This is a genomic window from Pseudomonas sp. PLMAX (genome assembly GCF_046042685.1).
Taxonomy (GTDB): domain Bacteria; phylum Pseudomonadota; class Gammaproteobacteria; order Pseudomonadales; family Pseudomonadaceae; genus Aquipseudomonas; species Aquipseudomonas putida_AE.
In genome coordinates this window covers 887,501-908,945 of record NZ_CP064949.1, presented here as the reverse complement: position 1 = coordinate 908,945, position 21,445 = coordinate 887,501, and the positions used below count along the sequence as shown (strand labels likewise).

Sequence of the window (21,445 nt, the reverse complement as noted above, 5' to 3'; positions counted from 1 at the left end):
CACCCATGAGTGGCGAAAAAAACGTCGAGCAGTGGAAAGCGTTTATCCAGGGTTGCCTGGACTTCCGTCCGGCAGAAGGCGTGTTCCGCATCGCCCGGGATATTTTCACCGAGCCGCAGTTGTTCGATCTGGAAATGGAACTGATCTTCGAGAAGAACTGGATCTACGCCTGCCACGAAAGCGAGCTGGCCAATAACCACGATTTCGTCACGATGCGCGCCGGCCGCCAGCCGATGATCATTACCCGCGACGGCAACGGGCAGCTCAACGCCCTGATCAACGCCTGCCAGCATCGCGGCACGACCCTGACCCGGGTCGGCAAGGGTAACCAGTCGACCTTCACCTGCCCGTTCCATGCCTGGTGCTACAAGAGCGACGGGCGCCTGGTGAAGGTCAAGGCGCCTGGCGAGTATCCGGAAGGCTTCGACAAGGCCACCCGTGGCCTGAAAAAGGCGCGCATCGAGAGCTACAAGGGTTTCGTGTTCATCAGCCTCGATGTTCACGCCGACAACAGCCTGGAAGACTTCCTCGGCGACGCCAAGGTGTTCTTCGACATGATGGTCGCCCAGTCACCCACCGGTGAGCTGGAAGTGCTGCCCGGCAAGTCGGCCTACACCTACGACGGTAACTGGAAACTGCAGAACGAAAACGGCCTCGACGGTTATCACGTCAGCACCGTGCACTATAACTACGTGGCCACGGTGCAGCATCGCCAGCAGGTCAATAGCGAGAACGGCAGCGGCAACGGCAGCACCCTGGACTACAGCAAGCTCGGTGCAGGCGATGCCAATACCGATGACGGCTGGTTCGCCTTCAACAACGGCCACAGCGTGTTATTCAGCGACATGCCGAACCCGACAGTACGCTCGGGCTACGCCACCATCATGCCGCGCCTGGTCGAAGAACACGGCCAGGAAAAGGCCGAATGGATGATGCATCGCCTGCGTAACCTGAACGTCTACCCGAGCCTGTTTTTCCTCGACCAGATCAGCTCGCAACTGCGCATCATCCGCCCGGTGGCCTGGAACAAGACCGAGATCATCAGCCAGTGCATCGGGGTGAAAAACGAGTCGGATGCCGACCGCGAAAACCGCATTCGCCAGTTCGAGGATTTCTTCAACGTGTCGGGCCTCGGCACGCCGGACGACCTGGTGGAATTCCGTGAAGCCCAGCGCGGTTTCCAGGCACGCCTGGAGCGCTGGAGCGACATTTCCCGTGGCAGTCATCGCTGGGCCACCGGCGCCACGCCCAACAGCGAGGCGATCGGCATCGCCCCGGCCATGACCGGCACCGAATTCACCCACGAAGGGCTCTACGTCAACCAGCACAGCAACTGGCAGAAATTCCTGCTCGATGGCCTGGACGCGAAATCCCTGAAACTCCGTGAGGTGCAATGATGAATGCGCAATTGCAGTACCAGATCGAACAGTTCTTCTACCGCAAATCCGAACTGTGCGACGCCCAGGACTGGGACGCCTACGTCCAGCTGTTCGCCGAGCAGAGTGAATTCCACCTGCCGCAATGGGATTCGGAACACGTCTACACCCGCGACCCCAAGCGCGAAATGTCGCTGATCTACTACCCCAACCGTTCCGGCCTGGAAGATCGCGTGTTCCGCCTGCGCACGGGCAAATCCGCGTCCTCGACGCCGATGCCGCGCACCCTGCATTTGATCAACAACGTGCGGATTAACGAACTCGAGGGCGGTGAGCTGGAGGTGCGCCTGAACTGGCACACGCTGTTCTATCGCCTGGCCACGTCGGAGCAGTTCTATGGCCGCGCCACCTACCGGCTCAAGCCCCACGCCGACAGCTGGCTGATCAGCCGCAAGCATGTGCTGCTGCTCAACGACACCATCAACTCGGTACTCGACTTCTACCACCTCTGAATCCCTGGAGACCGAGGCATGAATCACAAAGTAGCGTTCAGCTTTGCCGACGGCAAAACCCTGTTCTTTCCCGTACAACCCAACGAAATCCTGCTCGACGCCGCCCTGCGCAACGGCATCAACATTCCCCTGGATTGCCGCGAGGGCGTCTGCGGCACCTGCCAGGGGCGCTGTGAGTCCGGCGACTACAGCCAGGATTACGTGGACGAGGAAGCGCTCTCGAGCCTGGACCTGCAACAGCGCAAGATGCTCACCTGCCAGACGCGGGTCAAATCCGACGCGGCGTTCTATTTCGACTTCGCCTCCACCCTGTGCAACGCCTCGGGTCCGGAGCAACTGAGCGCAACGGTGACCGACGTCAGGCAGATTTCTGCCAGCACCGCGATCCTGCACCTGGACCTCGGTACGACCACCCCGCTGGATTTTCTCCCGGGGCAATACACCCGGTTGTCGATTCCGGGCACCGAGAGCAAGCGTTCCTACTCGTTTGCCAATCGGCCGAGCGAGCACAATCAACTGCAATTTTTGATTCGCCTGTTGCCCGACGGGGTGATGAGCAACTACATCCGTGAACGCTGCCAGGTGGGCGACGAAATCATGCTCGAGGCACCGCTGGGCGCGTTCTATCTGCGGCAGGTGGCCAAACCGCTGATCCTGGTGGCGGGTGGCACCGGGCTGTCGGCGCTGCTGGGTATGCTCGACGACCTCGCCGAACGCGGTTGCGTGCAGCCGGTGCATCTGTACTACGGCGTGCGCGACGCTGCCGACCTGTGTGAACGCGCACGGATCGAGGCCTATGCCGAGCGCCTTCCGGGGTTTCGCTACTCCGAAGTGGTCAGTGATCCATCGCCTCAGTGGACGGGCAAGCGCGGCTACATTGCCGAGCATTTCGACCTCAGTGAATTGCGCGACGCGCCGGTCGACATGTACGTCTGCGGCCCACCGCCGATGGTCGAGTCGATCAAGGACTGGTTACAAAGCCAGGCGCTGGACAGCGTTCACCTGTATTACGAAAAGTTCACCGAGAGTAATATCTGATCTTTCAAATCAGGCCTGACAACAATAACCAGAAGGGAACGAGATGGCGGATGAAATCTTGCAACAGGGCTCGCTCAAGCGGGGGTTGAAGAACCGGCACATTCAATTGATCGCCCTGGGTGGGGCGATTGGCACCGGGCTGTTCCTGGGCTCGGCGGGTGTGCTCAAGTCGGCCGGGCCGTCGATGATCCTCGGTTATGCGATTGCCGGGTTCATCGCTTTCCTGATCATGCGCCAGCTGGGCGAGATGATCGTCGAGGAGCCGGTGGCCGGTTCCTTCAGTCATTTCGCCCACAAGTACTGGAGCGGTTATGCCGGCTTCCTGTCCGGCTGGAACTACTGGGTGCTGTACGTGCTGGTGGGCATGGCCGAGCTGACGGCCGTGGGCAAGTACGTGCAGTTCTGGTGGCCGGAGATCCCGACCTGGGTCAGCGCCGCGGTGTTCTTCGTCCTGGTCAACCTGATCAACACGATGAACGTCAAAGTCTTCGGCGAGATGGAGTTCTGGTTCGCGATCATCAAGGTCGTGGCGATCATCGGCATGATCGTCCTGGGCTGCTACATGCTGTTCAGCGGCACTGGCGGCCCGCAGGCGTCGGTCAGCAACCTGTGGAGCCACGGCGGTTTCTTCCCCAACGGCACCACCGGCTTGCTGATGTCGATGGCGTTCATCATGTTCTCCTTCGGTGGCCTGGAACTGGTCGGCATCACGGCCGCTGAAGCCAGCGAACCGAGGAAGGTGATCCCCAAGGCGATCAACCAGGTGGTTTATCGCGTGCTGATCTTCTACGTCGGCGCCCTCACCGTGCTGCTGTCGCTGTACCCCTGGGATCAACTGCTGCAGACCCTCGGCGCGTCCGGCGATGCCTACAGCGGCAGCCCGTTCGTACAGATCTTCTCGCTGATCGGCAGCGACACCGCCGCGCATATCCTCAACTTCGTGGTGCTCACCGCGGCGCTCTCGGTCTACAACAGCGGCGTCTACTGCAACAGCCGCATGCTCTACGGCCTGGCCGAACAGGGCGACGCACCCAAATCACTGATGAAACTGAACAAACAGGGCGTGCCTCTGCGGGCGCTGGGCATCTCGGCACTGATCACGATGCTGTCGGTGCTGGTCAACTACCTGGCGCCCCATGAAGCGCTGGAGTTGCTGTTCGCCCTGGTGGTCGCCTCGTTGATGATCAACTGGACGCTGATCAGCCTGACCCACCTGAAATTTCGCAAGATCATGGGCCAGCAAGGCATAGTGCCCGGCTTCAAGTCGTTCTGGTTTCCCTATAGCAACTACCTGTGCCTGGCGTTCATGGCCATGATCATCTGCGTGATGTGGATGATTCCGGGCATCCGCGCGTCGGTCATCGCCATCCCGGTGTGGGTGGCGATCATCTACCTGTTCTACCGGGTGCGCGTGGCGCGCGATCGCGGCTTGCCAGTCGCTCAATAATCCAGCGCGCAACAAAAAGCCCCGGTATTCATTGAATGCCGGGGCTTTTTAATGCCTGTCAGGTCAAAGGGTCGAACGCACCCGCCACAATTCCGGGAACAGCACGGTATCGAGCATCTTGCGCAGGTAACCCACTCCTTCAGTGCCACCCGTGCCAGGCTGGAAGCCGATGATCCGCTCGACCGTGGTGACATGGCGGAAGCGCCACTGGCGGAACGAGTCTTCGAGATCGATGAATTTCTCGGCCAGTTGATAGAGATCCCAATAACGCGTCGGATCCTTGTAGACCACACGCCAGGCCGCTTCAACCGAGGCGTCATGCTGCGTCGGGGCGCTCGGGTCACGCTCGAAACGCTGCGGGTCGATCGCCAGCCCGGCGTTGGCCATCAAGCGAATGGCTTCGTCATACAGCGAAGGCGTGGCGATGGCTTTTTCCAGTTCCTGCAACAGCTCCGGCCGATGGGCGTGGGGGCGCAACAGCGTCGCGCTCTTGTTACCCAGGATGAACTCGATTTCACGGTACTGGAACGACTGGAAGCCCGACGATTGCCCCAGGAAAGGCCTGATCGAGTGGTACTCGGTGGGCGTCATGGTGGCCAGTACCGTCCACGCATGCACCAGCTGATCAAAGATTCGCGAGACCCGCGCCAGCATCTTGAAGGCCGGCGCCAGCTCACCCAGCCGAACGTGTTCGCGGGCGGCCTTGAGCTCATGCAGCATCAGTTTCATCCACAGCTCGGAGGTCTGGTGCTGGATGATGAACAGCATCTCGTTATGGTCCGGCGACAACGGGTGCTGGGCGCTGAGAATACGCCCCAGGTCCAGGTAGTCGCCGTAGCTCATGGAGTCGGAAAAATTCAGCTCGGCGTTATGCCACTCCGCTGTCTGATTGGCAGGCGAATACGGACATTGGCTCATTGAACAGGCTCCTGATGTAGCGATGAATTCAGTGGACGCAAGATCGCCCTGACCGGGCTGGCGTCGAGGTTGGCAAATCGCAGTGGCAGCGCGATCAACTCGTAGTCCCCTTCCGGGACGTCATCGAGCACGATGCCTTCGAGAATGGCCATGCCGTGACGCGCCACGGCGTTGTGCGCGTCCATGGTCTTGGATTGCTGCGGGTCCAGCGACGGCGTGTCGATACCGATCAGGCGCACGCCGAGACTGGCGAGCAGGTCGACGGTGTCTTTGCCGACCGCGGTGAATTCGGGGTCCCAGGTGGTCTGCGGCGCCTGTTGATAAGTTCGTAGCAGCACGCGTTCGGGCAGGTTCGCCAAGCGACCATGCAGTTGCCCAGGTTGCACCAGCGCGTCGCTATCCAGGCAATGCAGTACCCGGCAAGGCCCGATATAGACGTCGAGAGGCACATCGCCAATGGCCGCGCCGTCCTTGCTGTAGTGCAGCGGCGCGTCGACATGGGCGCCAGTGTGCGGCGACAGCGTGATACGCCCGACATTCACCGGGCATTCAGGCCCCAGGGTCCAGACGCGTTCTTCCTGAAACGGCGTATCGCCCGGCCAGGTCGGTGTTGCGGTACTCAAGGGCGGGCTGATGTCCCACCACGACATTGTTTTTTTCATAACACAGCTCTCGGCCTTTTCCGAAGTGAATGATACGAGCGATACCTGTGCATGTTCTTGCAAAAAACTTCGAAAACGCCTGGGGCTTTCGCACAAACTGCCAGATATCGGCGGTTTATGGCGTGGAAATTTCAATGGCGCCACAGTCGCTGGCAGGCGTCGAGCCGCTGCGTTTCTGGATACCTCGATGTCGAGCACAGACAACTGGCGCCCGGGCAGGCCCTATAGGGTGCGACTTCAGTTCTCCCCAACGCCGGAGTCATCATGACCGCACCGATCACCGTTCTTCGCGACACCCACCCGCTGCCCGTACTCGATGCCTGCAAATGGGAAAAACTCGAAGGCGACCCGCACACCGTCAACCTCAACGCCTACACCAGCGAAGACGGCAGCAAGATCATGGGCACCTGGATCTGCACGCCGGGCAAGTGGTACGTGGAATACGTGAAGTGGGAATACTGCGATTTCCGCGAGGGCTACTGCATCATCACCCCTGAGGGAAAAGAGCCGATCCACCTGCGCGCCGGTGACATTTTTGTCGTTGAGCCGGGGATGAAAGGCACCTGGGAAGTGGTGGAAACCGTGCGCAAGTATTTCGTGTTTGCCTGATGCAAAAAAACCGGGAGATCACGCAATGTGATTTCCCGGTAAATGTCGATGCGCTTCTCTGTAGGAGCGAGCTTGCTCGCGAAAAACCTGAGAGCACCGCGGGGAGCCAGGCTTCCAGCGTTATCGTTGACGACCATCGCGAGCAAGCTCGCTCCCACAGGTTTTCAGCATGATTATTGCGGCTTGCGATAGCTGTTGATGATCGCCGAGAAGTCACTGCCGCCTTCCCCACGCAAACTCATCGCCTGATACAACTGTTGCGCCACCGCGCCCATTACCACCGGCTGGTGCGCCGAACGCGCTGCTTCAGTGGCCAGCCCCAGGTCCTTGAGCATCAGCTCGGCGCCAAAGCCCCCGGTATAGCCGCGCGAGGCCGGGGCCGTTTCGACGATGCCCGGCCACGGGTTGTACATCTCCGAACTCCAGCAACGCCCGGTGGAGCTGTTGATGATGCCCGCCAGCACCTTGGTGTCGATACCCAACGCATCACCCAACGCCATGGCTTCGCTGACGCCGACCATGGAAATGCCCAGCAGCAGGTTGTTGCAGATCTTGGCGATCTGCCCGGTGCCGACTTCGCCGCAATGGACGATGTTACGGCCCATCTGCGCGAGCACCGGTTGCAGGGTCGCGAACAGTTCAGGGGTCGCGCCGACCATGAAGGTCAAGGTCCCTGCCGCGGCGCCACCGGTACCACCGGAAACCGGCGCATCGGCCATGGTCACGCCCTGCTTCGCAGCAGCGGCGGCCACGTCACGGGCGGTCTGCGGATCGATGGTGCTGCAATCCACGGCAGGCACGCCCTTGCCGATACCGGCGAGCACGCCGTCTTCGCCTAGCCAGACGCTGCGCACATGCACAGCAGCCGGCAGCATGGTGATCACCAGTTCCGCGCCTTCTGCCGCCTCACGTGCCGAAGCGCTGATGCTGCCGCCCAGTTGCTCAAGCTCCGCCAGCACGGTTTTGTTCAGGTCGACCAGGCGCAGTGCATGGCCGGCCTTGATCAGGTTGCGCGCCATCGGCGCGCCCATGTTGCCGAGACCGATAAAAGCGATGTTCATGTCCGGCTCCTTAACGCAAGTTGATGGTGGTGTTCACACCGTCGTTGACGCTGTCGTCATCGAACCAGCGGCTGGTGACGGTCTTGGTCTGAGTGTAGAACTGCACCACTTGCTTGCCATACGGGCCGAGGTCGCCGAGCTTGGAACCACGGGAACCGGTGAAGCTGAAGAACGGCACTGGCACCGGGATCGGGATGTTGATGCCGACCTGGCCGACGTCGATTTCGTTCTGGAACTTGCGCGCCGCCGCACCGGATTGGGTGAACAGGCCGGTGCCGTTGCCGAACGGGTTGGCGTTGACCAGGGCGATGGCCTCGTCGAGGGTATTCACTTCCAGTACCACCAGCACCGGGCCGAAGATTTCCTGGGTGTAGATCTGCATGTCGGTGGTCACGCCGGAGAACAGGGTCGGGCCGACAAAGTTGCCCTTCTCGTAACCGGGAACCGTGATTTCGCGACCATCGAGCTCGAGTTTCGCGCCTTCCTTGATGCCGCTTTCGATCAGATCAAGAATTCGCTGTTTGGCTTTTTTGGAGATCACCGGGCCGACGTCGGTGCCCGGCTCGCTGCCGGCATTCACCGTCAGTTTCTGCGCCAGCGCCTTCAGGTCAGGCAGCCATTGCTTGGCCGCGCCCACCAGCACGACCACCGAGGTGGCCATGCAGCGTTGACCGGCTGCGCCAAAACCGGCGCCCACCAGCGCATTCAGCGCCTGTTCGCGATTGGCATCGGGCAGCACCACGGCGTGGTTCTTCGCGCCCATCATCGATTGCACGCGTTTGCCGTGCTTGCCGGCCAGGTCGTAGACGTGGGTGCCGACCGCCGTCGAACCGACGAAGGAAACGGCCTTGATGTCCTTGTGGGTGCAGAGCGCATCCACCACGTCCTTGCCACCGTGCACGACGTTGAGCACGCCGGCCGGAACGCCGGCCTCGATGGCCAGCTCCACCAGCAGCATGGTCGACATCGGGTCCTGCTCGGACGGTTTGAGCACGAAGGTGTTGCCGCAGGCGATGGCCATCGGGAACATCCACAGCGGAATCATCGCCGGGAAGTTGAACGGGGTAATGCCGGCGCACACGCCGATCGGCTGGCGCAGGGTGTAGGTATCGACACCGCCTGCGACGTTTTCAGCGAATTCGCCCATTTGCAGGCTGCCGATGGAGCAGGCGTGTTCGACCACTTCCAGGCCACGGAAAATGTCGCCCTCAGCGTCGGCAATGGTTTTGCCCTGCTCGGCGCTCAGGACCACGGCGATGCGCTTGGAGTGTTCACGGATCAAGGCCTGGAGCTTGAGCATGATGCGCATCCGCGCGCCGATCGGCGTCAGCTTCCAGGTCTGGAAGGCGCGATGGGCTGCACTGATGGCCGCGTCGACTTCTTGAGCGGTGGCAAACGGCACCTTGGCCAGCACCTGTTGGGTGGCCGGGTTGATGATGTCGTGCCATTCGGTGGTCTGGGATTCGACCCATTCGCCGTCGATCAACAGCTTGACCTTTTGTACGGTGGTTTCGTTGGGCGTGAGCGAAGCGTTCATGTGGGTCTCCGGATGCTTGTTTTTATCTTGGGAGCCAGGGCGAAAAAGTCGCCATGCGATGAGGCGTGTGCCGCAAATTGGTGATCGGACTGTTTTTGGAGTATAGATGTGCAAACTTCTAATAAGAACGCACATAAAAGCCGGTCCAACATGCAAAAAAACATCACCTCTCTAGGCTCGCTGAACTGGGATGACCTCAAGTTTTTCCTCGAAGTCGCCCGCACCCGCAAGGCCAGCACCGCGGCCAAGCGCCTGGCCGTCGACTACACCACCGTGTCGCGGCGCATCAGTTCACTGGAAGCTTCGCTGGGCACCTTGCTGTTCGAGAAATCCCGGACCAGCGGTTTTGTCCTGACCGCCGAAGGCCAGCGCCTGCTGGGGTACGCCGAGTCGATCGAAAGCACGCTGCACATGGCCTGCGAGCAGGTTTCGGGCTCCGGGGTGGCGTTGTCCGGCCATGTGCGAATGGGCTGCACCGAAGGGTTCGGCAGCTTTTTCATTACCCCGCAACTGAGCCATTTCGTCGACGCCTACCCGGCGATCTCGGTGGATATCCTGCCGCTGCCGCACTTCATCAGCCTGTCCAAGCGCGAGGCCGACATCGTCATCGCCCTGGAACGCCCGGAACACGGGCCTTACGTATGCTGCAAACTGACCGACTACCGCCTGCAGCTGTACGCGACCCAGGAATACCTCGACAAACACCCGACCATCCGCCGCCCGGCCGACCTGGGCAAACATTCGTTCATCAGTTATGTCGACGACCTGGCGTTCAGCTCCGAGCTGCTGTACCTGGCCAACGTGCTCCCCGGCGCCAGCGCCAATCTGCGCAGCACCAGCGTGATCGCGCAGTTCGTGGCGGCGCAGCAAGGGCGATCACTGGCCATCCTGCCGTGCTTCCTCGCCGCCCAGGACCCACGGTTGCTGGCGGTGTTGCCGCAGGAGATCAACATCACCCGGCAGTTCTGGATGTACTGCCGGGAGGATCTGCGCAAGCTCAAGCGGATTACCCTGTTGTGGGATTACATCCGCGCGGTAACCGAGCAGAACCAGGCGCTGTTGATGGGGGACAGTCGGCAAATGCTGTTTGCCGACTGAGATTTTTCAAGGAATCAGGTAGCGCCAACCTTTAAGTTGGAACGGGTTGGCCAGCGACTTTCCTGGACAATGTCTTACCAAAAGCAATCCACCACTTTTCATAATAGAAAGTCGAGATATGCGCGGTCATGAAAATGGCGGCGAACAACAACGGACGCTTCAAATATTTTATGACGGTATCTCCGCTACCCAGCCAGGTATGTGCCAGCAGTGGATGAACAACGTAGAGCGCGTAGGAAATGGTGGCGATATAAAACAGAACGCGATTATTCAGAACCTGGGCAACAATGCGTGTCTGGCCATTGACTAACGTGCTCCCCACCATGGCGGCGGCAATATAGGGGCGCAGGTAGTTCATGAAGCCGCCGTCGGGATGACTGGAAACAATAAACAGGAGGAACAACACTATTTGCACAACCCATATTTGTTGCGGAAGCTTCACAAAGGTGCTGCCCACTCTTTTGTGGTATATCAGGGCAAGTAAACAGCCAGAAAGTATTTCATCAATGCGGTAATAGGTGTTGATCACGACATGGGCATCGTTCATGACTCGGTAGGTCGTGACGGCGATGGCGAATAAAGGAATCATCACCATCCACTTTTTCCGCATCATGACGACCAGCAAAGCGATAGCAACATAAAACTGGACCTCCATGCACAAACTCCATAAATGCCCGTTTACATTGCCAAGCCACATGGGCGGCCAGTTGGCATAGAACAGAAAGTTTGCGAGGTAGTAATCCGGAGGGCTGCTCATGATCGGCAAGACAATTGCCATGTACAACCAGGCAAGAGGCACAATCCGAAAGAACCTGCGAATCAAGAAATCAATGACGCTGTCGTTCTTGAGCAGGAAACTTGTTATCAGGAAACCCGACAGGGTAAAAAATATAGCCATGCCCATGACACCTGCAGCGGAATTCAATTGCAGGATCTTTGGGCCGAGTGGTAGCAGGTGACACGCCAGGACAAGCAATATACTTATGCCGCGCCATCCATCAAGTACATTTAATCGAGAGTGTGCTACGGAACCATCACTCATATTGGCATTCGCTCTTTGGATATGAAAACCCAATAGTCGCAGCGCTGAAAATCTCATGAAGCCAGACCATTCAAGCCTGTAGTCTAGGTCAGCTTTTGCACTTTACACTTCACACCATGATAAAATTTTGTCGCGAGCAATTGGTTAAATCACTGTTTTTTTGACGGTGCTTTCATGGCGTGAAGTGAATCGTCCACTTTTTGGCAGATGCGCTGCGAGCGCTGTCAGTCGATCCCCTCCTTGAGCTCCAGCATCAACCCACTCAAGCGTTTGACCCGGCGTCGCACCGCTTCTTCGAAGACGCCGGCCCGAGGTTCGATCAAGGTGAACCAGTCCTTGGCCCGGGTGATGCCGGTGTAGATCAGCTCCTTGGTGAGCACCGGGTTCAGGGCATCGGGCAGGATCAAGGCGGTGTGGGCGAATTCCGAGCCCTGGGATTTGTGCACGGTCATGGCGTACACGGTTTCGACATCATTGAGACGACTGGGCAGTACAAATCGCACGCCGCCCTGGCCGTCGTTCCTCGGGAACGCGACCCGCAGCACAAGCTTCCCGGCCTCGGGGCCCTCGCGTTCGGGAAGCTTGAGGGCGATGCCGATGTCGCCATTCATCAGGCCCAGGCCGTAATCGTTGCGGGTCATCAGCACCGGCCGGCCTTCGTACCACTGCTGGTCGCTGTCGATCAGCCGCGCCTTGAGCAAGGCGTCGGTCACCCGCTGGTTCAGGCCTTCCACGCCCCACGGCCCTTTGCGCACGGCGCATAACAACTGGAACGCGTCGAACGCCTGCAGGACCTGCCGAGCCCAATCGGTCCAGCGCGGGTCTTCCAGTGGGCAATCCAGCGGTGGGCGCTGATTGCGCAGCAGGCTCAAGTAATACCGGTATCCTTGCGGCCCTTCGCCATGACCTTCGAGCAACAGGCGCTCCAGTGCCCGATCCTGTTCATTCTTGAGGGACAGGCAGAACACATCGTCATGGCTGCGCGCCGCCAGCAATTTACGGGCTTGCGCGGGCTGTTGCTGGTTGACCCAACGGGCTAGTTGGCCAATGCCGCTGCCTTCGCCGAAGCGCCGCGAGTGGCGCAACATCACCACTTGCTGGGCGAGCGGATGGGAACCCTGGGTGTCTTCCTGCAACCCACTCGCTTCGAGGCTCTCGCCACTGACGGCCTGCAACCATTGGCGAGTCTGCGGGCTGTACCAACCCGCCTCGGCGTCGCGACACAGATCGCCCAGCACGGCACCGGCCTCCACCGACGCCAACTGGTCCTTGTCACCCAGCAGCACCAGGCGGGCATGGGCCGGCAGCGCATCGAGCAGGTTGGCCATCATTTCCAGGTCGATCATCGACGCTTCGTCCACCACCAACACATCCAGCGGCAAGTGATTGCCGGCGTGGTGACGGAAATGTCGGGTCCCCGGGCGACTGCCGAGCAGGCGGTGCACGGTGGTGACATCGGAGGGAATTTTTTCGCGGATGGCTTCCGTGACTTTCAGCGTCCGCACTTGCGCACTGATGGATTCGGTCAGCCGTGCCGCGGCCTTGCCGGTAGGCGCGGCAAGGCGAATGCGCAGCGGTTTGCCCGCCTCTACCGCCGGCGCCTGGAGCAGCGCGAGCAAGCGCACCACGGTAGTGGTCTTGCCGGTGCCCGGACCGCCGGTGACGATACTGAACGCGCTGCGAGTGGCGAGGGCGCAGGCCAGTTTCTGCCAGTCGATGACCTCACCGGGCCTGGCCGGGCCAAACAGACCGGTCAGGCGTTGCAACAGATCCTGCGGTGCGTCTTCCTGCGCAGCCAGGCGCTCACGCAACGCATCGTCGATGCGTCGCTCGTAGGCCCAGTAGCGCCGCAGGTACAGGCGCTTGCCGGCCAACACCAGGGGCCGCTGCTGCACGTTCTCGCGCTCGTCCGCGGCCAGGGCAACCAGGCTGCTGGATGCCAGCACCTTGCACCAATGGGCGCCATCCAGGGTTTCCAGCAGCTGCGAAGGCAGCAACATCGCGCCACCTTGCAGGTCGCCTTCCGGAGGCAGCGACAGGGCGAAGTCCGGCTCCTTGAGCGTCTCGAACAGGTCCAGGCAGACATGCCCGTGGCCCAACTGGTGACTGGTCAATGCCGCCGCCAGCAGCACCAGCGGGTCATCGGCCGGTGCCAGCTCGTGAAGAAAGCCGACGAAGGCCTTGTCCAGTGCGCGCAACCAGCCACGCTCGACCCAGCGCGAGAGCAGCAGCAACAGGTCTTCGGCACGACTCAACGGGCTGAGTTGCGCCAGGCTCTCGGCAGTCAGCGGCGTCGCCAGCACATCGGCGAAGGTACGGTTCATAGCAGTACTCCCTGTTCCCAGGCCGGTTCGACCCTGGGCTGCGGTTTGCCCTGGAACAGGCGGTCCAGTTGCTCGATCAGCGCCCGGGGCGGACGGGCGAAATACACGCCCTGGCTCGGCGCACGCGTGCCCCGCAGGAACAGGTACAGCGCACCACCGACATGCCGGTCGTAGTCGTAATCGGCCAGCCGCGCCTTGAGCTGGCGATGCAGGGCCAGCAGGTACAGCACGTATTGCAGGTCGTAGCGGTTGTCGAGGATCGACTGCTCCATGGCCTGTTCGGTATAGGCCGCGTCGTCAACTCCGAGCCAGTTGGATTTGTAGTCGGCGACGTAGTAGCGGCCATCATGCTCGAACGTCAGGTCGATGAAGCCCTTGAACATGCCATTGAGCAAGACAGGTTCCGCGGCCACCCGCGGCACACCGTTGTGGGTGTATTGGCAGACCAGGGCATCGAGCTTGAGCACATCGACCTTGTGGCTGGCGAACCAGAATTCCATCTCGACCTGGTACTGGGTCAACTGCGCGAAAATCACCGGTGCCTGGTCGCTAGCCACAGGCAACGGCGACTTGAGCAGGTGCTGCAACCATTCACTCAGCGTGGTGATCCAGCCTTCCCAGCCTCGGCGATTGCAGCGACGGCCAATCGCATCCTCCACCGCCTGCGGGGTGGCGGCAAACCCTTCGCCACCGGCCCATTCGAGCAAGCCATGGAGAAAGGTGCCCGGGTTCGGGCCACGGGGGAATCGATGGATATCGGCACCGCCAGCCACCATCTCGCGGGGGGCGTGTGGGTCGAGACGTTCGTCGTCGAAGAGTTTCTGTGCCTGCGGACTTTCCGGCGCCTGATCACTGCCGATGCTCAGGCTGTCGCCAATACGCAAGGCGCTGTAGGAGGCAATCCACCAGTTTTCACTGGCCTTGCGTTGCACCGTCAACGGCGCCAGCAACGCCGCGGTGTTCTGCGGGGGATGGTAAGACTCGAGGGTGGCCTCGGGCATTTCGCCGTAGCCGATCGCCGGACAGCCCTGTTGCAGGTCCCGTAACCAGGCCTGCAAACCCGCCGACTCGTTCAGGCAGGCACCGCCGCCCAACAGATACCCCAGCGCCGACAGGTGCAGCACCGAGCTGTTGTTGTTGCCGCGCTTGAGATCCGCCACGCCCAACCAGCAGACGTGTTGCGCCCGGGTCAGGGCCACGTACAGCAGGCGCAGGTCTTCGGCCAGACGCTCGTCATCGGCCTGGGCAATCAGTTCGGGCGTGGGGCTCAGGGTCACCTGGGCCTTGCCCGTGGCGTCGTGGTAATGCAATGGCAGGCGGCTGCCATCCACCGGTTTCGCCGAGCAAATGAACGGCAGGAATACCAACGGGTACTCAAGTCCCTTGGACTTGTGGATGGTCACGACCTTGACCAGTTGCTCATCGCTTTCCAGGCGCAGGATCTGCTCTTCACCGGCCTGGCCCGACAACGCCAGGTGCTCGGACAAATGCCGGATCAAGGCCTGCTCGCCGTCCAGTTCGGCGGCTGCCTGTTGCAGCAACTCGGACAGGTGCAACAGGTTGGTCAGCACCCGCTCGCCATCGCTGCGGGCCATCAAGGCCTGGGGCAGCTTGAAGTCATGCAGCAAGCGTCGCAGCATCGGCAACACACCCTGCTTGCGCCACAGCTCGCGATAACGGCGGAACTGCATGACCCGGGATTCCCAGGCCAGTTCGTCCTGGTTCAACTGCTCCAGTTCGGACAATGACAGGTTCAGCGTGATGCTGGCCAATGCCGCCCGCAGCGGCCGCTCGACGTCCGGCTCGGCGCAGGCCTTGAGCCAGGTGAGTACGTCGTGGGCTTCCTGCGCGGCGAACACCGAGTCCTTGTCCGACAGATAAACGCTGCGCACGCCGCGGGCAGAGAGCTCGGCACGCACCGCCTGGGCCTCCTTGCCGTCACGCACGAGGATGGCAATGTCCGCCGGCATCAGGCCTTTGAGCACCTGGTCGTCACGCACGAACCCCGCCAGGCCTTGTTGCCCGCCATTGAGCAAGGCGGTGATTTCACTGGCACAGGCGGCGGCCAGTTGTTGCCGATAGACCGCGCCGGACATCGGCTGCTCGGCCGCCAGGTGCCAGATGTTCAACGCCGGGACGGCCTGCTGATTGATGCGCAGAACTTCCTTGCGCCCCTGGGACTCGACGGGCAGGAACGGCACCGGGTTGTCGCCATTTTTTTCCCGGAACAGAAAGGCCCCACGCCCCGACTCGCGAGACTCGGCACAGTCGAATACATGGTTCACGGCACTGACCATGCCATGGCTCGAACGGAAGTTGGTGCCCAGGGTATGCAGGCGGCCCGTGGTGGCCTGGCGGGCGCGCAGGTAGGTGTAGATGTCGGCGCCGCGGAAGGCGTAGATCGCCTGCTTCGGGTCGCCGATCAGGAACAGTCCGCTGTCGGGGCTGTTGTCTTCAATGCGGTAGATGCTCTCGAAGATCCGGTACTGCACCGGGTCGGTGTCCTGGAATTCGTCGATCAACGCCACCGGGAACTGCTCGCGGATCAAGGTCGCCAGGCGCTCGCCGCCCTCGCTTTGCAGCGCCGCGTCCAGGCGCAGCAACATGTCGTCGAAACCCATTTCAGCACGGCGGCGCTTTTCCTCTTCGAAGCGCGCGCCTACCCAGTGGGCAGAGTGTTGCAGCACAGCGGCATCGGGTGTCGGCAAACCATCGAGGCAGGCCTTTAGCCCGGGCATGGCGTCCAGGCCTGGATGGTCCGGCGCAGGGCCCTTCTTCCAGGCTTCCGCCATGCCGTCGGGGGTCAGGCGGCTGAAGCCGGTACCGATGTCCAGTTGCTCGAGGGCCTCGTCTTCGGCCCAGGCTTTGATTTTCTCGAACCAGGGCTCGAAATACCGCGCCTGCATCTTGCGCCCGTCGACACTCTTGCTGGCGACACCTTCGTGACACAGGGCCAGCAGCTCGTCGGCCCATTGGCGCCATGGCATCTTGAGCTCAAGCAGGGCGGCCCGGCGCTCCTGCAAACATTCGTTGATCAGTTGCGCCGGCTCAACACCGGCGAGAGTGTCACGCGCGCTGGCGAACAGCCCGCGGATCCGCGGCAACAAGGCCGCCGGTCCGCCCCAATTGCCGCGCACCCAGTTCAACGCATCGCCCTGCATCGGATAACAGAACAGCCGCCAGTAATCGCGCAGCACTTCACCGAGCAGATCGCTGTGATCGGTTTCCAGGGTCTGGGTAAACAGGCTGCCACTGTCGAAGGCGTGCTCGCGCAACATGCGCTGGCACCAACTGTGGATGGTCGACACCGCCGCCTCATCCATCCATTGCGCGGCGATGTCCAGGCGATTGGCGCAGCCGGGCCACTGATCGGGTGCGTACTCTTCGCGCAGCTGGTTGATCAGCGCGTCCGGGGCCGGCGTTTCCTCGCGGAAAAACCGCGCGGCTTCGGCCAGGCGCGTGCGAATGCGTTCGCGCAGCTCTTTGGTGGCGGCATCGGTAAAGGTCACCACGAGGATTTGCGGCGGCAGCAGTTCACGGCCGAAACCACAAGGCTCGCCACCGTGGCCAAGGACCAGGCGCAGGTACAACGCGGAAATGGTGAAGGTCTTGCCGGTCCCGGCACTGGCCTCGATCAGTTGACTGCCACGCAGCGGGAACGCCAGGGCCAAGGGGGTCTGGGTGGTCATGGGCGGGGCTCCTCGCTGGACACTGAACGCCAAGGGGCCTCAAGCAGCGGTCGATACAGGGCGTCACACCAATCGGCGAACGTCTCGTCGGCGACCAGGGCGTCGTAATCGGCGAACTGACGCGCGAGCGCCACGCTTTCGCGGCGCTCGCCGTCGGTGGTCAAGCCATCACCTTCGTAGGCCTTGCGCGCGGCGGCCTGGGCTTTGAGCGGGTCGGTCTGGCCGAGCCAGGCAAAGGCGGTCTTGACCGCGATCGGCAGGGGTTGGCGCATGCCCGCTTGCCAGGCCTGCAACAGATCGCCCAGGGTTCGCAAAGCACGCTCCCGGGCAATCGGCTCGAGTATCAGGCTGTCGTCACTGGCCACCAGGGCCGTGGTCATCGCCATGCCGCTGGCGCACGCCACCAGGTGGTTGACCCACGGCCGCGTCAGCCGATGCCATTTGCGCGACTTGATCGAACCGATGCTGTTGGGGATCGTCGTGACCGACAGCAAGCCGCCGTCGGCGCGTTGATGCAGGCCACTGAGCCAACCCTCGATGCGCAGGCCATCCACTTGCAAATTGACTGGCAGGGCGCTGGTCAGGGGCGTTGGCCATAAGGCCAGAAGCTGTTGATAACGCGCGAGCAAATCCGGCAAGGGTTCGATCAACTCCCGTTGCAGGCATTCGCCAAACCCCGCCATTGGCAACAGCCCGCTGTTTTGCAGGCGACTGGCCTGCGCCTCCAGCACCCGTTCGCAGTTATCCAGGTCTGCCAGTGCGGCGCCGAGCAAACTGTCGCTCAGGCTATAGCGTTGCAAGGCATCGAGGACAAAGGGCTCTTCATCGGCCAAAGGCACTTCGGCCGCCTCGAAGAACACCTTCAGGCGCTGACTGAAGAAATGACGCACCGGGTTGCGCAGGAAATCCTGTAGTTGTCCCAGACTCAGCGGTTCCTCCTGGACGTGGGCATCCAGTAGCTCGCTGACAGGCGCCTGCCCGCTGGCTTGATGGAGCACCTGCCACTCGCTGGCATAGCTGAACAAGGCATCCCCCTGGTGGAAGTAACGGGCGCTGAAGGGTTGCAGCGGGTGCTCCTGGGTCAGGGCTTCGAGTAGGTCCTCCTCGGCATCGACCAATCGCCAACCGCTGGCCAGATGGTCCCGAAGCTGGCCGATGAGCACCGATGCCGGGCGCTCGCTGTTATCGCGGATGCTGCGACCGACCCAACTGACATAGAGCTGCTCGCGCGCCGACAGCAATGCTTCCAGCAGCAAATAGCGGTCATCCTCACGTCGCGAGCGATCGCCGGGGCGGTAGTCGCTGCCCATAAGGTCGAAATCCAGCGGCGGCTGTGCCCGCGGGTAGTCGCCATCGTTCATGCCTAGCAGGCACACCAGCTTGAACGGGATCGCGCGCATGGGCATCAAGGTGCAGAAGTTGACCGCACCGGCCAGAAAGCGCTGGGACAGGCGCCCCTGATCGAGACCGGCGAGCCAGGCTTCACGGACGACGGTCAGGGTCAGCTCGTCGTGCAAGCCAACTGACTCACAGTTTTCGAGCCAGGTTTCGCGCAAGGTTTCCAGCTGCGTCAGCAAATACTCGTCGTGCTCGTTGCTGGCCTGGAAGAACAGTGCCACCAATGCCTGCAAACGCAGGCTCCATTGCTGCGGCGATGCCGGTCGAGTGAGTTCGTGGTGGGCGATTTCCAGGGCATCCAGCAGCGCAACCAGTGGGCCGATGAGCGCGGCATCCAGGCCACCGATCTCGTCGTAGGGTTCGATGCCGCCACAGGCGCCGGAACTGCCAACGGCGTAGCCGAGCAACATCCGCCGCAGGCCAAATCGCCAACTGTTCTGCTCCAGTGCCTCAGGCAGGCCCAGGCCGGCACGCTGCTCGGCATTCATCCCCCAGCGGATGCCTGCCCCTTCGATCCAGCGGTGCAGGGTTGGCAGGTCACGCTCCTCTACGCCGAAGCGCTCCCTTAGCGCAGGGACGTCGAGCAGGTCGAGAATCTCGCTCACCGGGAAACGGCTGTCTGGCAGCTTGAGCAGATGTTCGACCGCGATCAGCAACGGATCACGGCCGCGCTGGCCCTGGTCGGCGAGAGTGAAGGGTATGAAGCGCGGATCGTGGCGCTCCAGCTGGCCGAACACCGCGCGAATGTGCGGGGCATAGGCATCGATGTCCGGGACCATGACAATCACGTCCCGGGGCCGCAATAGCGGATCGGCGCTGAAGCGCGCGAGCAACTGATCGTGCAGGATCTCCACTTCGCGTTGAGCGCTGTGGGCAATGTGGAAGCGGATCGACGAGTCTTTCTTCAAGTCCACGGCCGGCCAGCATTCGCGGGTTTCGCCCAGCGGACGCAACTCAAGGATGTCGTCCTGCAACTGGTTGAGCATGTGCAGCGGCTGGCTGTCACTGAACAGGTCGATGCGACCGTCACGAAACGCCGAACGATAGCTGTTGGGATCGTCGTAGCTGTCGAGCAGGTTGATGTAGTCCCGCCCCTGCTTGCCCCATGCCGCGAGTAACGGATGGGCGTGTTGATGCAGGGTTTGCGGGTCGAGCACGCCGGGCATGCCGCTCTTGCGCGCCTGCCGTTTGTATTGATGGCGCAACAGGTCCTTGTCGGCGACGATGTCTGCCCAATGGTGACGACAGGGATTGTGCACGCACAGCAGCACCTGGCTGAATCTAGCCAGGCCGGCCAGGGCTTCCAGGGCTTGAGCGGGCAGGGAGGAAATGCCGAATACAATGACCCGTGACGGTAATCCGGTAGGAGCCACGTCGAGGCTGTTGATGCGTTCGATAAACCGCTGATGCACGCCGGCCCTGCTTTGCGCCATCCCTGCAGCACCGACATCCAGCAACAGTGCACGCCACAACTCCGCCTGCCAGGCATTGGCGGCGGTCAGCGGCTTGGCTTCGCCCCTGCCGTTGCGTAACTGGTGACGACCTTCGGCCCAGTCTTCGAGCCAATCGGCGCGGTACACCTGGTACTGGTCGAACAGATCCGCCAGGCGCTCAGCCAATTGATAGCGTTTGCGCAAATCGGTGTCATGGGTGAGAAAGCGCTGTAGCGGCTCGAAGTGCGGCTGATCGATCACCTGCGGCAGCAGGCGCATCAGGCGCCAGGTCAGGGGGGCTTTATCCAGCAGCGACTTGGCCGGAATGTCGTCGCGCCCCAGGACCATCCGATAGAGCTGCCACATGAAACTGCCGGGCAATTGCACGTCGATGGCGGCGGCGATCCCGCAGCCGCCCATGTCGTCATCCTCAGCGTCTTCGGCCAGTGCCAGCTTCAGCCACTGGGCAATGCCGTTGCTCTGCACCAGGGCGATTTCATTTTCCAGGGGAGCCAGCGGGTAGCGCCGCATCCAGCTCACTACCAGGCTGCGTAACTCGTCCAGGCGATTGCCATGAACCACCATAAAACCAGCAGTGAGGGACGTTGCGTCCGGCATAAAGGCTTCCTTGGAAAGCGCAAATCGAGGGAGGACTTTAGCATTGAAGGCGACTTGCTTCATTGTAGGAGCGAGCTTGCTCCTACAGGGGGGAGGAGCCAGAAAGACAAAACCCCTACCTGCATACGCAGATAGGGGTTTTGGAATTTAATCTTGACGATGACCTACTCTCACATGGGGAAACCCCACACTACCATCGGCGATGCATCGTTTCACTTCTGAGTTCGGGATGGGATCAGGTGGTTCCAACGCTCTATGGTCGTCAAGAAATTCGGGTACTGAGTCGTGGCCGGTTGGCCTCGCTTCAGCAAATTGGGTATGTGACAGCTGGTGTTTTGTGAGCATCTCGAACTTTCGGTTCTTTCGTCTTCACACACCGCAATCTGATGCTCTTTCGAGTAGTCAAATTGCTTGGGTGTTATATGGTCAAGCCTCACGGGCAATTAGTATTGGTTAGCTCAACGCCTCACAGCGCTTACACACCCAACCTATCAACGTCGTAGTCTTCGACGGCCCTTCAGGGGACTCAAGGTCCCAGTGAGATCTCATCTTGAGGCTAGTTTCCCGCTTAGATGCTTTCAGCGGTTATCTATTCCGAACATAGCTACCCGGCAATGCCACTGGCGTGACAACCGGAACACCAGAGGTTCGTCCACTCCGGTCCTCTCGTACTAGGAGCAGCC

Annotated in this window: 14 protein-coding genes and 2 rRNA genes (1 of these 16 only partly in view); 6 read left to right on the top strand and 10 right to left on the bottom strand. The window is 61.3% G+C overall.

From position 1 onward, the window contains the following. The first annotated feature begins 5 nt into the window (after positions 1–5). The 4 genes from antA to DKB71_RS04015 are packed head-to-tail and all read left to right on the top strand — an operon-like array spanning position 6 to position 4,373. The gene (antA, locus tag DKB71_RS04030) at positions 6–1,397 is read left to right on the top strand and encodes an anthranilate 1,2-dioxygenase large subunit (protein ID WP_408599687.1); all 1,392 of its coding nucleotides are present in this window, start codon (positions 6–8) and stop codon (positions 1,395–1,397) included. Beyond that, on the top strand, positions 1,397–1,888 hold the full coding sequence (antB, locus tag DKB71_RS04025; RefSeq protein WP_408599686.1) for an anthranilate 1,2-dioxygenase small subunit: 492 nt from the start codon (positions 1,397–1,399) through the stop codon (positions 1,886–1,888). The genes antA and antB overlap by 1 nt, the downstream gene beginning before the upstream one ends. Before the next feature lie 18 nt (positions 1,889–1,906). Continuing rightward, complete coding sequence (gene antC, locus DKB71_RS04020; RefSeq protein ID WP_408599685.1) at positions 1,907–2,926, top strand: anthranilate 1,2-dioxygenase electron transfer component AntC; 1,020 nt, start codon at positions 1,907–1,909, stop codon at positions 2,924–2,926. Between the two features lie 43 nt (positions 2,927–2,969). Continuing rightward, positions 2,970–4,373 carry an amino acid permease gene (locus DKB71_RS04015; protein WP_323628902.1) on the top strand — a complete coding sequence of 468 codons (1,404 nt, stop codon included), beginning with the start codon at positions 2,970–2,972 and terminating at the stop codon, positions 4,371–4,373. A gap of 63 nt (positions 4,374–4,436) precedes the next feature. On the opposite strand, the gene kynA is transcribed toward DKB71_RS04015, so the two are convergent. Together kynA and kynB are read right to left on the bottom strand one after the other, a co-directional pair. Continuing rightward, positions 4,437–5,291, bottom strand: a complete 855-nt coding sequence (kynA, locus tag DKB71_RS04010; RefSeq protein WP_274074126.1) for a tryptophan 2,3-dioxygenase — start codon at positions 5,289–5,291, stop codon at positions 4,437–4,439. Further along, positions 5,288–5,953: an arylformamidase gene (gene kynB, locus DKB71_RS04005; protein WP_408599684.1), complete on the bottom strand. Its 666-nt coding sequence runs from the start codon at positions 5,951–5,953 to the stop codon at positions 5,288–5,290. Before kynB ends, kynA begins: the two co-directional genes overlap by 4 nt. Positions 5,954–6,217: 264 nt before the next feature. Between kynB and DKB71_RS04000 the strand changes: the two genes are divergently transcribed. Then, the gene (locus DKB71_RS04000; protein ID WP_274074128.1) at positions 6,218–6,562 is read left to right on the top strand and encodes a cupin domain-containing protein; all 345 of its coding nucleotides are present in this window, start codon (positions 6,218–6,220) and stop codon (positions 6,560–6,562) included. 173 nt (positions 6,563–6,735) lie between these two features. Here the strand turns inward: DKB71_RS04000 and mmsB are convergent, their stop codons facing one another. After that, positions 6,736–7,623, bottom strand: a complete 888-nt coding sequence (gene mmsB / locus DKB71_RS03995) for a 3-hydroxyisobutyrate dehydrogenase (protein ID WP_408599683.1) — start codon at positions 7,621–7,623, stop codon at positions 6,736–6,738. 10 nt (positions 7,624–7,633) lie between these two features. After that, on the bottom strand, positions 7,634–9,160 hold the full coding sequence (locus DKB71_RS03990; RefSeq protein ID WP_274074130.1) for a CoA-acylating methylmalonate-semialdehyde dehydrogenase: 1,527 nt from the start codon (positions 9,158–9,160) through the stop codon (positions 7,634–7,636). Between the two features lie 150 nt (positions 9,161–9,310). Here DKB71_RS03990 and DKB71_RS03985 point away from each other — a divergent pair, with 150 nt between their 5' ends. After that, entirely contained in the window at positions 9,311–10,258 is a 948-nt protein-coding gene (locus tag DKB71_RS03985; protein ID WP_408599682.1) for a LysR family transcriptional regulator, read from the top strand. 31 nt (positions 10,259–10,289) lie between these two features. On the opposite strand, the gene DKB71_RS03980 is transcribed toward DKB71_RS03985, so the two are convergent. From DKB71_RS03980 to DKB71_RS03955, 6 genes are all read right to left on the bottom strand, one after another. Beyond that, a complete protein-coding gene (locus tag DKB71_RS03980) occupies positions 10,290–11,300 on the bottom strand; it encodes an acyltransferase family protein (RefSeq protein ID WP_408599681.1) in 1,011 nt (336 codons plus the stop codon). Between the two features lie 224 nt (positions 11,301–11,524). Then, positions 11,525–13,624: an exodeoxyribonuclease V subunit alpha gene (gene recD, locus DKB71_RS03975; RefSeq protein ID WP_408599680.1), complete on the bottom strand. Its 2,100-nt coding sequence runs from the start codon at positions 13,622–13,624 to the stop codon at positions 11,525–11,527. Continuing rightward, the gene (gene recB, locus DKB71_RS03970; RefSeq protein WP_408599679.1) at positions 13,621–17,313 is read right to left on the bottom strand and encodes an exodeoxyribonuclease V subunit beta; all 3,693 of its coding nucleotides are present in this window, start codon (positions 17,311–17,313) and stop codon (positions 13,621–13,623) included. Before recB ends, recD begins: the two co-directional genes overlap by 4 nt. Continuing rightward, positions 17,310–20,762: an exodeoxyribonuclease V subunit gamma gene (recC, locus tag DKB71_RS03965; protein ID WP_408599678.1), complete on the bottom strand. Its 3,453-nt coding sequence runs from the start codon at positions 20,760–20,762 to the stop codon at positions 17,310–17,312. Before recC ends, recB begins: the two co-directional genes overlap by 4 nt. A 151-nt stretch (positions 20,763–20,913) precedes the next feature. Then, positions 20,914–21,029: ribosomal RNA gene (gene rrf, locus DKB71_RS03960) — 5S ribosomal RNA — on the bottom strand. A 155-nt stretch (positions 21,030–21,184) separates the two neighbouring features. Beyond that, positions 21,185–21,445, bottom strand: a 23S ribosomal RNA gene (locus DKB71_RS03955); it runs 2,633 nt beyond the window's last position.

Coding starts and splice junctions, on each gene's coding strand:
- kynA (WP_274074126.1), bottom strand. CDS start 5,291: ATGAGCCAATGTCCGTATTCGCCTGCCAATCAGACAGCGGAGTGGCAT.
- antA (WP_408599687.1), top strand. CDS start 6: ATGAGTGGCGAAAAAAACGTCGAGCAGTGGAAAGCGTTTATCCAGGGT.
- DKB71_RS04000 (WP_274074128.1), top strand. CDS start 6,218: ATGACCGCACCGATCACCGTTCTTCGCGACACCCACCCGCTGCCCGTA.
- DKB71_RS04015 (WP_323628902.1), top strand. CDS start 2,970: ATGGCGGATGAAATCTTGCAACAGGGCTCGCTCAAGCGGGGGTTGAAG.
- DKB71_RS03990 (WP_274074130.1), bottom strand. CDS start 9,160: ATGAACGCTTCGCTCACGCCCAACGAAACCACCGTACAAAAGGTCAAG.
- DKB71_RS03980 (WP_408599681.1), bottom strand. CDS start 11,300: ATGAGTGATGGTTCCGTAGCACACTCTCGATTAAATGTACTTGATGGA.
- recB (WP_408599679.1), bottom strand. CDS start 17,313: ATGACCACCCAGACCCCCTTGGCCCTGGCGTTCCCGCTGCGTGGCAGT.
- DKB71_RS03985 (WP_408599682.1), top strand. CDS start 9,311: ATGCAAAAAAACATCACCTCTCTAGGCTCGCTGAACTGGGATGACCTC.
- recD (WP_408599680.1), bottom strand. CDS start 13,624: ATGAACCGTACCTTCGCCGATGTGCTGGCGACGCCGCTGACTGCCGAG.
- mmsB (WP_408599683.1), bottom strand. CDS start 7,623: ATGAACATCGCTTTTATCGGTCTCGGCAACATGGGCGCGCCGATGGCG.
- recC (WP_408599678.1), bottom strand. CDS start 20,762: ATGCCGGACGCAACGTCCCTCACTGCTGGTTTTATGGTGGTTCATGGC.
- kynB (WP_408599684.1), bottom strand. CDS start 5,953: ATGAAAAAAACAATGTCGTGGTGGGACATCAGCCCGCCCTTGAGTACC.
- antB (WP_408599686.1), top strand. CDS start 1,397: ATGAATGCGCAATTGCAGTACCAGATCGAACAGTTCTTCTACCGCAAA.
- antC (WP_408599685.1), top strand. CDS start 1,907: ATGAATCACAAAGTAGCGTTCAGCTTTGCCGACGGCAAAACCCTGTTC.